Source organism: Teichococcus aerophilus, from assembly GCF_014490485.1.
Taxonomy (GTDB): Bacteria; Pseudomonadota; Alphaproteobacteria; order Acetobacterales; family Acetobacteraceae; genus Pseudoroseomonas; species Pseudoroseomonas aerophila.
Genome location: NZ_JACTVA010000084.1, coordinates 1 through 11,174, shown reverse-complemented (window position 1 = coordinate 11,174; position 11,174 = coordinate 1). Strand labels below are relative to the sequence as shown.

Genomic DNA, 11,174 nt, shown 5'->3' with positions numbered 1-11,174 from the left:
GGCCAGGCCGGCGCAGGCCACGCCCAGCGGCGTGGCGGGCTGCGCGCCCAACCCGGCCAGCCCGCGCAGCAGCGCCGCGTCCGGCGCACGGACCAGCAGGCGCCCCAGCAGGGCAAACACCTGCGCGCGCTGCATATCCAGGGAATCGGGGCTGACATTGCCGCCAGCCACCAGGGCGTCCGATCGCATCATTCCTGCCAGGCCGTGGTTCAGCATTTCATCGTGGGCGCATTCCCGGCCGGGGCCGATGATAACGCCAGGGTACAATGTGCCGCAGACGGGGCCTGCCTCGCAAGGAAAGCTGGGCGGGAAGTTATTGATATTGCAAATCATTATCAGATACGGCCGGGCTACGGTTTGCCTTCCTCCCAGATTGCCCGTTGCCATCCATGCGACAGCGGGCGAGAAGCCGGGGCAGAGCAAGGGCCTCCCGTCAGCCGCATGCAGGACAGCGCCGTTCACCACGCCACCGTGCCGCCGCACTACGCCGCCGGCGCGCCGTTCCCCTGGTGGGGCAAGGTGGCGGCCAAGCTGGCCATCGCCGCGCTGCGCCTGCCCCGTGGCGGGCTGCGCCGCCTGGGCATCGGCCGCCACAGCTTCGTCGCCGATGCCGAAAGCCGCGTGCTGGACGAGCCGATGGCCCATGTCGCCCGCTTCACCGCCCGCCATGGCCGCCCGCCGCGCGGCGTGCTGGAAATCGGCCCCGGCCGCATGGTGACGCGCGCCGCCGCCTATGCCGCGCTGGGCTGCGGCCCCGTCTGGTTCTCCGATGTCGAGGACGACGCCCCGACAGACCCCGCCGCCTATGCCCGCGTCGCCAGCCTGGCGCGCGCGCGGGGCCTGCCCGCCCCCAACCTGGACCACGCCCGCACCCGCGCCGCCGCCCTGGCCGCCTGCGACGCCCACTACCTGGTCGGCGGCACCGACATCCTGGCCGCCATCCCCAACGGATCGGTGGAGCTCATCGTCTCCGACGTCGTGATCGAGCATGTGCGGCGGGACGCCCTGCCCGGCCTGCTGGCCGCCCTGCGCCGCATCGCCGCGCCGACCGCGCTCGGCATCCATGCCGTGGATTTCCACGACCATGTCGGCGGTGCGCTGAACACCCTGCGCTTCCGGCCGGACTTCTGGGAAGGCGAACTGGTCGGCCGCAGCGGCCTGTACGTCAACCGCCTCGGCCTGTCCGAAATCGAGGCCGCCTTCGCCACCGCCGGCTTCCAGACCCACCGGCTGGAACTGTGGTGCTGGCCCGCCCCACCTCCCGGCGCCACCGCCCGCCACCCCTCCCTGCGCCGCCCCTCCGGCGACGACCTGATCGCCTTCGCCAAGCTGGAAGCCACGCTGCCCGGGGGGGCAACGGCTTAGGCAGGAAAGGCCGGGGAAAGAATTCCCCGGACCCCTTCTTTTTTCTTCGCGTTTGGCGTGGCGCTGCAGGACTGGGAGCGGACGCTGCCTGGTGATTTTATCAATGGGCCACCCGGGCTGAACTCTCAGTCGCCGGAGGTCTAAGGTCGATCGGCATTCGGCGAGGGAGAGAAGCTCAGGGAAATGAATCCCCTGCGTAAACGTATACGTTTACGCCATCTTTTTTCTGTCATTTGGCGCGGGCTTCAGGACTGGCGGGTGCGGCCATGAGCAGGAACCTGAGGCAGCCGGACTAAACGATCGACCTCCGGCAGTCACAAACCTTCAGTGTAACCCCGATCCGGCCCGGAACGGCCGACGCCGCCCCCAGATCCACACCCGAAAGACTCGCAGAAAAAAGAAGGGGTCCGGGAATTCTTTCCCCGGCCTTCCCCTCTCTGCGCCCTAAGACGGTTCAGGTCTCGATCTTCCCCCGCACCACTTCCACGGCCCGGGCGAAGGCGGCGTCCGCATCCAGGGTGGTGGTGTCGATCAGCACGGCGTCGTCGGCTGGTTTCATCGGGGCCACGGCGCGGGCGGCGTCCTGTTCGTCGCGGGCGCGCAGTTCGGCCAGCACCTGGGCGGGGTCGGCCGTGTTGCCGCGCGCGGTCAGTTCCAGGTGGCGGCGGCGGGCGCGTTCCTCCGGGCTGGCGGTGATGAACAGCTTGATGGGTGCGTCGGGGAAAACGACGGTGCCGATATCCCGCCCATCCAGCACGGCGCCGTGGGTGCGGCCGAAATCGCGCTGCCATTGCAGCAGGGCGGCACGCACGCCGGGCTGGGTGGCCACGGCGCTGGCGGCGGCATCGGCTTCCGGGCCACGCAGGTCCGGGCGTTCCAGGTCCGTGGGGCGCAGGGTGCGGGCGGCTTCCTCGGCCACGCCGGGGTCGCGCGGGTCGGCACCGGCGTCCAGCACGCGGCGGCCGGTGGCACGGTACAGCAGGCCGGTATCGAGATAGGGCAGGCCCAGATGCGCGGCCAGGCGGCGGGCCAGAGTGCCCTTGCCGGCGGCGGCGGGGCCATCGACGGCGATGACGGGCGCGCTCATGCCCGCACCGTGCCAGGCAGGTCCGGGGCGGCGGCACCGGGGCCGGCCAACTGGGCCAGGGCTGCCAGGAAGGCCGGGTCGATGCCCTGGGGGTTTTCCAGGATGGTGGGGGCCTCGCAGGCCAGTCCCAGCACGATGGCGCTCATGGCGATGCAAGGCTCCTCTAGGGTCGCGAGGCGGCCGCCGCCACGGGGTGGGCGGCCGTCTCCGGTCAGCAGCAGGTCCTGGCCATCCTGGCGTGCATCCGCGCCCTGGGTGGCCAGCAGGCGCAGCGTAGCGTCCATCCGGCCCTGCCCCCAAATGGAGCCTGCGCCTTGCAGGCGGCAGGCCCCTCGGGCGCAGGCAGCGGCCACGGCCAGCAACGGGCCGGCGGGGCCTGCCGCGCGCAGCCGCGCCGCCGGGATGTCGATGCCGCGTAGCGTGGCATGGCGCACGGTCAGATCGGCGCCGGTCAACTCCAGGCTGGCGCCCATCTCCCGCAGCATGGCGGCAAGGGGAGCGTCGGGGCCCAGGCCGTCCAGCACCAGGGCTGAGCCAGGGCAGAGGATGGCCCCCAGCAACAGGCCGGCGCCGTTGAGTGTGCCAGGCGGCAGGGCCAGCGCCGCGCCCGTTAGTTCTGGCTGGCCGTGCAGCCGCAGGCTGCGGTGGGGCAGGCCGGCATCGTCCGGCGCTTCGTCCTCGTCGATCCCGGCACCGAAGCGGCGCAACAGTCCGGCCATGCCATCCGCCGCCACGCCGCCTAGCCGGCTGGTGCCGCGTGCGCCCAGCGCCGCCAGCAACGCCGCCGTGCCCGCCACGCCAGCCGGATCGGCCGGGAAATCCAGGTCGAGCGGCAGCGGCTCGGCGGCGCCTTCGATCGTCCAGGGCGGCTGGCCGCCGGCCCGGGTGGTGATGCGGGCGCCGATGCGGCCCAGCACGTCCCGCGCCGCCGCCGATGGCGCGCCCGTGCCAGCCACGACGCCGTATGAAGGAAGCCCGGCCAGCAGCCCGGCCAACAGATGCAGCACCAGGGGGGACGCCCCGGCCTCCAGCACCCCCGCCGGCTCGGCCAGTCCGCCGACGCCGCGGCCATGGATACGCCAATGGCCAGGGGCTGGCTGTTCCACCCGTGCGCCCAGTTGCCGCAAGGCTACGGCGAGGGCGCGGGTGGGTGCGGTCTCCGCCAGGTGGGTGATCTCGGTGGCGCCAACGGCCAGGGCGGCGATGGCCATCGCCCGCTGGCCGAGGGCGCTGTCGCCCGGCACGCGGATGTGTCCCACCAGCCCTCGCGCGGGCCGGCTGACCCGCAGCGGTTGGAGGATCGTATCGGCTTCCACGGCGGCAGGGTTTGACATGGCCCAGGGTGCGTGGCAATGCGCGCCCTTGCTCCCGGCCGCCCGCCTTGTCCACTTGCGGCCGACCTTTCATTTCGGTGGGAATTCCACGCTGATGGCCAAGCCCGAACTGGGTGTAAAGCGCACCTGTGTCGCCTGCGGCGCTAAATTCTACGACCTGGGCAAGCAGCCTGCCGTGTGCCCGAAATGCGGCACCGAGCAGCCCGCCGAGCAGCCCCGCCCCCGCCGCGCGGCCCTGCCGCCGGAGGATAAGGTCAAGAAGCGCGTCGCCCCCGTTGCCGACCCCGATGCCGATGATGTCGAGATCGAGGACGTGGACGCGGACGAGGTGGAAGAGGCGGAAGACCTGGACGACGCCGAGGATGACCTCGAGGTCGAGGTCGAGACCGACCGCGACGAAGAGAACTAAATGGTCCGGGGGGCAGCGCTCCCCGGCCCCCTCCACCGGGATGGCGTCGTCATCCCGGTTCCACACCCCGGCTTCGAAGCGTGGCCAGGCCTGAGGCCTGACCGCGGCGGGTGTGGATGAAGCAGCCGTGCTGCGGGCCCTGCGCTTCGATCGGCATTTAGGCTTGTATCGGAAGCGAAGGCCGGGGAAGGAATTCCCCGGACCCCTTCTTTTCTTTCTGCGCGTTTGTGTGGCTTAGGCTGGTGGGGTCTCGCATGGGCCCATCGGCGTTCGGTCTGGCGCGACCAGGGGACGCCCCAAATTCAATCCACCCTTGGCCTTGGACAGACAGCCGAGCCTTGATGATTCATGATCCACACGGGCTGAACCTCGGCATCCAAGGTCGCCGTATCAGCCAAAGCCGGAAGACTCGCAAAAAGAAGATGGGGTCTGGGGAATTCCTTCCCCAGCCTTCCCTGGCGGTGGGCGTGGCTTACACCGCCCCTGCCCCGAAGCAGCACCGCACTTACTGATAGCCGGGTCCAGGGGCCGCGCCCCTGGCAAGACGCTTCAGGCCCGCGCCGCCGCCGCGATGGCATCCGGCGCCGAGAGCCGCCCGTCATACAGCGCCCGCCCGATGATGGTGCCGGCGACCGAGCCCGCTGCCTTCAGCGCCACGATATCCTCCACCCCGGCGACGCCGCCGGAAGCGATGACCGGCGTGGACAGGCGCGCGCCGAGTGCGGCCGTGGCGGCCACGTTCACCCCGCCCAGCATGCCGTCCCGGTCGATATCGGTGTGGATGATGGCAGCCGCGCCCGCATCCTCGAAGGACAGCGCGAGGTCGAGGGCGGAGACGTCGCTGGTCTCGGCCCAACCTTCGGTGGCCACCATGCCGTCCCGTGCATCGATGCCGACGGCGACCTGGCCGGGAAAGGCGCGGCAGGCCTCCTTGGCGAAGGCCGGGTTCTTCACCGCCGCCGAGCCGAGGATGACGCGCGCGATGCCCTGCCTCAGCCAGGCTTCGATGGTCGCCATGTCCCGGATGCCGCCGCCGAGCTGCACGGGGGCCTTGGTGCCGGCCAGGATGCGGGCCACTGCTTCCACATTGGCCGGCTTGCCGGCGAAGGCGCCGTCCAGGTCCACCACGTGCAGCCAGTCAAAACCCTGGGCGGCGAAGGCGGCGGCCTGGGCGCCGGGGTCGTCGGCATAGGTGGTCGCCTGGTCCATGTCGCCGCGCTTGAGGCGGACGACCTTGCCACCCTTGAGGTCGATGGCGGGGTAGAGGGTGAAGGCCAAGGGATCAGCCCTTTCCGTTGTCGGAGCATGCCGGCACGGCCTGCGTCACGCGGTCAAACCAAGGTCGTGGGCGCCGGGGCTAGGCCCGCGCGCGGATATCCAGCGGGCGGCCGCGGGGGGTCTCCAGCAGCTTGTAGTAATAGTGGCCGGACACCGTCTGGCCGCGCACCCGCGCATAGGCCGGGTGGGTGCCCCAGCGGGTGTAGCCCAGGCTCTCGAACAGCGTGATGGCGGTGTCCTGGGTATCGCGCACGTCCAGGTTCAGCACGCGGTGGCCGAGGGCGGCGGCCCGCTCCTCCACCCGCGTCACCAACAGGCGGGCCAGGCCGTGGCCGCGCGCATAGGGGGCGACATAGGCGTGGGTCAGTTGGGCGGCGAAAGCCTGGGCCTCGTTGTTGCGCGGCGGGCGCATCAGCTGGGCGGAACCGACCGGCACGCCATCCAGCTTGGCGATGAACAGCTCGATCGCCGGCACCAGCAGCACGCCGCGGAAGTGGCGGGTCAGCGCTTCCCGCCCCTGCGGGTCCACCCAGCCGAAGCCGCCACCCTCGATGATGGCGGCATCGGTCGCTTCGCAGAGGTCGGCGAGCTCGGCATCGTCCAGGCTCTCGGCACGCTCGACCACCAGGTCGTGGGCGGTACTCATCACAGGGCACTCATCTCACGGCCGCCAGGCCAGGAAGTTCGCCAGCATCCGCAGGCCGACGAACTGGCTTTTCTCGACATGGAACTGGGTGCCGAACATGTTGTCCCGCCCGATGGCGGCCACCACCGGGCCGCCATAGTCGGCGGTGGCCAGGATCTGTTCCGGCCGGCCGCCGGCCAGGGCGTAGGAATGCACGAAATAGGCGTGGTCCCCGGGGTCGATGCCCGCCAGTACCGGATGGCTGCCGGGGGCGAAGCGCAGCCCGTTCCAGCCCATCTGCGGCAGCGGCAGCGCATCGCCGGCCAGGTCGCGCGGGTCCATCGGCGCCATGTCGCCCTCGATCCAGCCGAGGCCGGGGGTCACGCCATGCTCCAGCCCACGCTGTACCATCAGCTGCATGCCGACGCAGATGCCGAGGAACGGGATGCCGCGGCGCGATACCGCCTCATCCACCGCCTCGACCATGCCGGGCATGGCGTCCAGCCCGCGCCGGCAGGCGGCGAAGGCGCCTTGGCCGGGCATGACGATGGCATCGGCCTTCGCCACCGCATCCGCCTGCGTCTCCACCGTAATGGTGGCGTTGCTGCCGCCTTCATCCGCCGCGCGGCGCAGGGCCCGCAGCACGGAGGCCAGGTTGCCCGAACCGGGATCGACCACCGCGACCTGCATCAGGCGACTCCCCTTCCGGCCAGGTCGGGCCTGGCATCCAGCGCGCGCAGCAGCGCGGCCTCGGCATCGTTGGCGACGACGACGCCGGCCAGCGCCAGGCCGCGCCGGGCCAGCACCCAGCGGCGGATATTGTGCGCCTCGAACCCGATCAACACCTGCAGCGCGACGGTCAGGAACGGCAGCACCGCGGCCGGCAGGCTGTAGGCCGCCAGGATATTGAAGGCGATGTAGAGCACCAGTGGCAGCCACAGCCGGTGCACCAGCATCCAGGGCGCCGGCAGCAGCGCCGCGATCAGCGAAAAGCCTTCCGGCACCAGCACCGGCAACCCGGCGAGGCGGGAGCCCGCCTTCGGCTGCGCCCGGGTCCCCGCCACGGGGACGGAGCTGCGCGGCGGCGGCGGCTTGGCGTGCAGGGTAAAGCTGCGCATCACGCCTCCAGCACGCCCTTGGTGGAGGGGATGGCACCGGCGGTGCGCGGGTCCGTCTCCACCGCCATCCGCAGTGCGCGGGCCAGCGCCTTGAAACAGCCCTCGGCGATGTGGTGGGCGTTGGTGCCGGCCTTCTGCGTCACATGCAGGGTGATGCCGCTGTTCATCGCGAAGGCGCGGAAGAATTCCTCGAACAGCTCGGTATCCATCTCCCCCACCTTGTCGCGCGGGAAGCTGGCGCTCCAGGCCAGGAAGGGACGACCGGAGATGTCGATCGCGGCTTCCACCAGCGCCTCGTCCATCGGCACCAGGGCGTGGCCGTAGCGGCGGATGCCGCGCTTGTCGCCCAGCGCCTGCCGCACAGCCTGGCCGAGCACGATGCCCACATCCTCGGTGGTGTGGTGGAAGTCGATATGCAGGTCGCCCTTCGCAGCGATGTCCATGTCGATCAGGCTGTGGCGGCACAGCGCGGTCAGCATGTGGTCCAGGAAGCCGATGCCAGTGGCGATGCGGCCCTGGCCCTGCCCGTCCAGGTCGATGCGGACCTGGATGTCGGTCTCGCTCGTGGCGCGGGAGATCTCGGCGATCCGGGAAGCAGGGGAGCGAGGGGCGGTCTGCATGGGCGCTTCCTAGACCGGTGCGGAGGGCTTCGCCAGAGGGTAGGGCAAAGCGCCCCGGCCGGCTTGGAAAACCGGTGCCTCTGGCGAGGCGCCGGCATTGAGTGGACTCGGATGGTTTGGGAGGGGGCGAAGGCCGGGGAAGGAATTCCCGGGGCCCCTTCTTTTCTTTTTCCGAGTCTTTTGGGAAGGCGTGGGTGGAAGGCAGGCGCTGTTTGCGTGTGGCGCCGGGTCCGTTGAAGGGCGAGGACCTGCGGTAACGATGGACAGGATTTGTGGCCTGGAGAGATGAAGCTTCGCGTCCTGGCCCTTGAACGTGGCGCCGGATGGGAAGATCGGGCTGGCTCAGGGTGCCAGCCATCACGGAATGCCTAGCGGCATGGCGCCGGAGATGGGTTGGCCACGAAGGCTGGCCCGCAGCCAAGGCCGCCGCCCATTGTCACGGCGGCAGCGGCAGGCGTCAGCCAGCAACACGCAGCATGGGCCACGGGCGGCACGGACTCTCGAAGGCTGGTCTGTCTGGAGATGCGCGGGCGGGTGGTGGAGCCGAGGGGAATCGAACCCCTGACCTCCTCATTGCGAACGAGGCGCTCTACCAACTGAGCTACGGCCCCGCACCGGCGCGAGGCCCGGCTTATTGCCGACGACACAGAACAAGTCAAGCGGTGCTTGCCGCCACGCCTGTGGCTCCGTAGATGAAGGCCCGGACAGGTTTTCCTGCCCGGTTCTGCCTTGGCCCTACCCGGCCCACCCCCTGCCTTCAAGGAGTGGCGATGTACGCACTGTTCTGGCTGATCGATCAGCTCATCGGGCTATACGTGTGGGCGTTGATCATCGCCGCGGTGTTCAGCCTGCTGGTGTCCTTCAACGTGCTGGATACCCGCAACCGCTTCGTCTGGACCATCGGGGACTTCCTCTACAAGATCACCGAACCGGCAATCCGCCCCATCCGCCGCTTCATGCCCAACCTGGGCGGCATCGATATCTCGCCGATGATCCTCATCCTACTGCTCTACGCGGCGCGGATCTTCCTGTGGCAGACGCTGTGGCCGCTGGTCGCCGGCTGAGGCGTGACCGCCGCCGGCTGAACCCGCCACGACCGTGACCCACACGCCCCGACAGGCCCCTGGCAAGATTCCTGGCAGGAACCCTGGCCAGCCCGCCGGCCGGGACAGCGCCTGGCGCCTGCTGCCGGATGGGCTGGAGCTGCGCGTGAAGGCGCAACCCCGCGCCCGTCGGCCCGGCCTGCACGGGCTGGTGGAATCGGCCGACGGTCCGCGTCTGAAGCTGGCCGTGAACGAGGCGCCGGAGGACGGGCGCGCCAACAAGGCCATCTGCGCCCTGCTGGCGGAAGCCTTGCATGTCCCCCCTTCGCGCATCGCGGTGGTGCACGGCGCCGCCGCGCGGGAAAAGACCTGCCACATCGCTGGCGACCCCGCCGCATTGGCCGCCCTGCTCAGCGAGAGACTGGAGACACTGGCATGACCGCACGCATCATCGACGGGAAGGCCGTGGCCGCCACGCTGCGCGCCGGCCTGGCGGAACGGGTGAAGTCCCTGGGCTTCGCCCCCGGCCTGCGCGTCGTGCGCGTGGGGGACGACCCGGCCAGCGGCGTCTATGTCCGTAACAAGGACCGCGCCGCCCAGCAGGCCGGCTTCGACAGCGCCACAATCCAATTACCCGAAGACACCACCGAGGCCGCGCTGCTGGCCGTGGTGCGCCAGCTGAACGAGGACCCCGCGGTGGACGGCATCCTGGTCCAGCTGCCCCTGCCGGCGCATATCCGCGCCGACGCGGTGATCCAGGCCGTCGACCCCGCCAAGGACGTGGATGGCTTCCACGCCATCAACGCCGGCAAGCTGGCCATCGGCCAGCCCGCCCTGACCCCCTGCACGCCGAAGGGCGTGATGCACCTGCTGGCCGCCGCCGGCGCCTCCCTCCGCGGCGCACGCGCCGTCGTGCTCGGCCGTTCCAACATCGTCGGCAAGCCAATGGCGGCGCTGCTGCTGGCGGCGGACGCCACCGTCACCGTCGTCCACTCGCGCACCCAGAACCTGGCGACGGAATGCCGCCGGGCGGACATCCTGGTCGCCGCTGTCGGCCGGCCGGAACTGGTGCGCGGCGACTGGATCGAGGAAGGCGCGACCGTCATCGACGTCGGCATCAACCGCCTGCCCAACGGAAGGCTGGTCGGCGACGTGGCGTTCGACGAAGCCGTGCAACACGCCGGCGCCATCACCCCGGTGCCCGGCGGCGTCGGGCCGATGACCATCGCCTGCCTGCTGGAAAACACCCTGGAAGCCGCGATCGCCCGCCGGGGCGCCTGAAGCACGGGCTGTGCTGCGAGAGGGGAGAAAGGCTGGGGAATGAATTCCCCAGACCCCTTCTTTTTTCTGCGGGTTTGGCGTCGCGCCTTAGAGACCGTTTAGGAGCTCTGGCGGCTGAGGGTGCGGCCGGATTTTCCGTGCCAGCGCGGAGGGTGGCGCAGGCCAAATGCAGGGACATTTGGCAAAGCCGCCGACAAAGCTGGCGTGGAAAAGCCCGCCGTGACCGACCCAGCAGAGTTTTCCAAACGGTCTCTCAGGACCGGAGCAGACGCTGCTCGATGATTTCAATAATGGGCCACAAGAGCTGAACCGTCAGTCGCCGGAGGTCTAGGACCTCCGGCGCACCCAGCCGGGTCTCAGGACCGGCCGCCCAACAGCCCTTCCCAGAACTCGAAAAGTAAAAGAAGGGGTCCGGGGAATTCCTTCCCCGGCCTTCCCCCACCCGCCTCACCCCGGCGGCCCGCACAGGCTTCCCGCCACCCGGCAGGTGCCGCGGAAGCGCTGGCGGCAGGCGGCCATGGCGTCCTGTTCCGCCAGGGCCTGGGTGGCGCCGGTGCCGGGGGTGGCGAGCATCACGTTGAAGGTGGTGGGGCTGTTGGTCAGGAACAGCCCGCGCGGGATCAGCCCGTGGGCCACGGCGCCGCAGCGGTCCTGGAATTCCAGCGCCAGGCGGCAGGCGGCGCCTTGTGGCCCCATGCATTGCTGCTCCGCCAGCCGGTGGGCGGCGGCGCGGTCCGGCAACCCGGCGGTCAGGCCGTAATTCAGCGAGGGTGGCGGCGCCAGGTGGATCACGCCGTGGCGGGGGTTGCTGGCAGCGGAAGGCAGGGCGGCTTCGGTTGCCTGGCTGCCGGCGCGTGGGGCGGATGGCACGGTGCGCGGCGGCATTGCGCCACGGGTTACCGCGCCGGGGGCCACGCTGCTGGAAGCCGGCAGGGCGGGCGCGGGCAAGCCGGGCGGCAGCAAGGCGGGTAAGGCCGGCGCGGTGCGCGGCGCGGCGGGGGGCTGGGCCGCCCG

13 protein-coding genes, 1 tRNA gene and 1 pseudogene are annotated in these 11,174 nt (G+C 70.6%); 5 read left to right on the top strand and 10 right to left on the bottom strand.

Annotated features, from left to right (window positions below; genetic code table 11):
- Nucleotides 1-192, bottom strand: a pseudogene (locus tag IBL26_RS24215) (molecular chaperone TorD); the annotation flags it as partial.
- A 249-nt stretch (nucleotides 193-441) separates the two neighbouring features.
- Between IBL26_RS24215 and IBL26_RS24210 the strand changes: the two are divergent.
- The gene (locus IBL26_RS24210; RefSeq protein WP_187787082.1) at nucleotides 442-1,365 is read left to right on the top strand and encodes a hypothetical protein; all 924 of its coding nucleotides are present in this window, start codon (nucleotides 442-444) and stop codon (nucleotides 1,363-1,365) included.
- Nucleotides 1,366-1,819: 454 nt separating this feature from the next.
- Here IBL26_RS24210 and cmk read toward each other — a convergent pair whose 3' ends face one another.
- Entirely contained in the window at nucleotides 1,820-2,452 is a 633-nt protein-coding gene (gene cmk, locus IBL26_RS24205) for a (d)CMP kinase (RefSeq protein WP_187787081.1), read from the bottom strand.
- Nucleotides 2,449-3,786 carry a 3-phosphoshikimate 1-carboxyvinyltransferase gene (locus IBL26_RS24200; RefSeq protein WP_187787080.1) on the bottom strand — a complete coding sequence of 446 codons (1,338 nt, stop codon included), beginning with the start codon at nucleotides 3,784-3,786 and terminating at the stop codon, nucleotides 2,449-2,451. Before IBL26_RS24200 ends, cmk begins: the two co-directional genes overlap by 4 nt.
- 94 nt (nucleotides 3,787-3,880) lie before the next feature.
- Between IBL26_RS24200 and IBL26_RS24195 the strand changes: the two genes are divergently transcribed.
- Nucleotides 3,881-4,195: a TIGR02300 family protein gene (locus tag IBL26_RS24195; protein ID WP_187787079.1), complete on the top strand. Its 315-nt coding sequence runs from the start codon at nucleotides 3,881-3,883 to the stop codon at nucleotides 4,193-4,195.
- A gap of 549 nt (nucleotides 4,196-4,744) precedes the next feature.
- Here IBL26_RS24195 and hisA read toward each other — a convergent pair.
- From hisA to IBL26_RS24165, 6 genes are all read right to left on the bottom strand, one after another.
- Nucleotides 4,745-5,473 carry a 1-(5-phosphoribosyl)-5-[(5-phosphoribosylamino)methylideneamino]imidazole-4-carboxamide isomerase gene (gene hisA / locus IBL26_RS24190; RefSeq protein ID WP_187787078.1) on the bottom strand — a complete coding sequence of 243 codons (729 nt, stop codon included), beginning with the start codon at nucleotides 5,471-5,473 and terminating at the stop codon, nucleotides 4,745-4,747.
- 79 nt (nucleotides 5,474-5,552) lie between these two features.
- Entirely contained in the window at nucleotides 5,553-6,119 is a 567-nt protein-coding gene (locus IBL26_RS24185; RefSeq protein ID WP_187787077.1) for a GNAT family N-acetyltransferase, read from the bottom strand.
- Nucleotides 6,120-6,134: 15 nt separating this feature from the next.
- Nucleotides 6,135-6,788, bottom strand: coding sequence for an imidazole glycerol phosphate synthase subunit HisH (hisH, locus tag IBL26_RS24180; protein ID WP_187787076.1), 654 nt, complete (start codon nucleotides 6,786-6,788; stop codon nucleotides 6,135-6,137).
- Nucleotides 6,788-7,216, bottom strand: coding sequence for a DUF2628 domain-containing protein (locus tag IBL26_RS24175; protein WP_187787075.1), 429 nt, complete (start codon nucleotides 7,214-7,216; stop codon nucleotides 6,788-6,790). The genes hisH and IBL26_RS24175 overlap by 1 nt, the downstream gene beginning before the upstream one ends.
- On the bottom strand, nucleotides 7,216-7,836 hold the full coding sequence (hisB, locus tag IBL26_RS24170; protein WP_187787074.1) for an imidazoleglycerol-phosphate dehydratase HisB: 621 nt from the start codon (nucleotides 7,834-7,836) through the stop codon (nucleotides 7,216-7,218). Before hisB ends, IBL26_RS24175 begins: the two co-directional genes overlap by 1 nt.
- Nucleotides 7,837-8,371: 535 nt before the next feature.
- Nucleotides 8,372-8,447: transfer RNA gene (locus IBL26_RS24165), tRNA-Ala, on the bottom strand.
- Nucleotides 8,448-8,606: 159 nt separating this feature from the next.
- Between IBL26_RS24165 and IBL26_RS24160 the strand changes: the two genes are divergently transcribed.
- Genes IBL26_RS24160 through folD form a run of 3 tightly spaced genes read left to right on the top strand, consistent with a single transcriptional unit; the run spans nucleotide 8,607 to nucleotide 10,160 of the window.
- The gene (locus IBL26_RS24160; RefSeq protein WP_187787073.1) at nucleotides 8,607-8,900 is read left to right on the top strand and encodes a YggT family protein; all 294 of its coding nucleotides are present in this window, start codon (nucleotides 8,607-8,609) and stop codon (nucleotides 8,898-8,900) included.
- Between the two features lie 34 nt (nucleotides 8,901-8,934).
- Nucleotides 8,935-9,318: a DUF167 domain-containing protein gene (locus IBL26_RS24155; protein WP_367615503.1), complete on the top strand. Its 384-nt coding sequence runs from the start codon at nucleotides 8,935-8,937 to the stop codon at nucleotides 9,316-9,318.
- The gene (gene folD / locus IBL26_RS24150) at nucleotides 9,315-10,160 is read left to right on the top strand and encodes a bifunctional methylenetetrahydrofolate dehydrogenase/methenyltetrahydrofolate cyclohydrolase FolD (RefSeq protein WP_187787072.1); all 846 of its coding nucleotides are present in this window, start codon (nucleotides 9,315-9,317) and stop codon (nucleotides 10,158-10,160) included. Before IBL26_RS24155 ends, folD begins: the two co-directional genes overlap by 4 nt.
- A gap of 447 nt (nucleotides 10,161-10,607) precedes the next feature.
- Here the strand turns inward: folD and IBL26_RS24145 are convergent.
- The coding region (locus IBL26_RS24145) for a DUF4189 domain-containing protein (protein ID WP_187787071.1) at nucleotides 10,608-11,174 on the bottom strand (567 nt) is incomplete at its 5' end.

What these genes read in the sequence shown, in the direction of transcription:
- cmk (WP_187787081.1), bottom strand. Translation starts at nt 2,452, where the DNA reads ATGAGCGCGCCCGTCATCGCCGTCGATGGCCCCGCCGCCGCCGGCAAG.
- IBL26_RS24210 (WP_187787082.1), top strand. Translation starts at nt 442, where the DNA reads ATGCAGGACAGCGCCGTTCACCACGCCACCGTGCCGCCGCACTACGCC.
- IBL26_RS24195 (WP_187787079.1), top strand. Translation starts at nt 3,881, where the DNA reads ATGGCCAAGCCCGAACTGGGTGTAAAGCGCACCTGTGTCGCCTGCGGC.
- folD (WP_187787072.1), top strand. Translation starts at nt 9,315, where the DNA reads ATGACCGCACGCATCATCGACGGGAAGGCCGTGGCCGCCACGCTGCGC.
- IBL26_RS24160 (WP_187787073.1), top strand. Translation starts at nt 8,607, where the DNA reads ATGTACGCACTGTTCTGGCTGATCGATCAGCTCATCGGGCTATACGTG.
- IBL26_RS24200 (WP_187787080.1), bottom strand. Translation starts at nt 3,786, where the DNA reads ATGTCAAACCCTGCCGCCGTGGAAGCCGATACGATCCTCCAACCGCTG.
- IBL26_RS24175 (WP_187787075.1), bottom strand. Translation starts at nt 7,216, where the DNA reads ATGCGCAGCTTTACCCTGCACGCCAAGCCGCCGCCGCCGCGCAGCTCC.
- hisB (WP_187787074.1), bottom strand. Translation starts at nt 7,836, where the DNA reads ATGCAGACCGCCCCTCGCTCCCCTGCTTCCCGGATCGCCGAGATCTCC.
- IBL26_RS24185 (WP_187787077.1), bottom strand. Translation starts at nt 6,119, where the DNA reads ATGAGTACCGCCCACGACCTGGTGGTCGAGCGTGCCGAGAGCCTGGAC.
- hisH (WP_187787076.1), bottom strand. Translation starts at nt 6,788, where the DNA reads ATGCAGGTCGCGGTGGTCGATCCCGGTTCGGGCAACCTGGCCTCCGTG.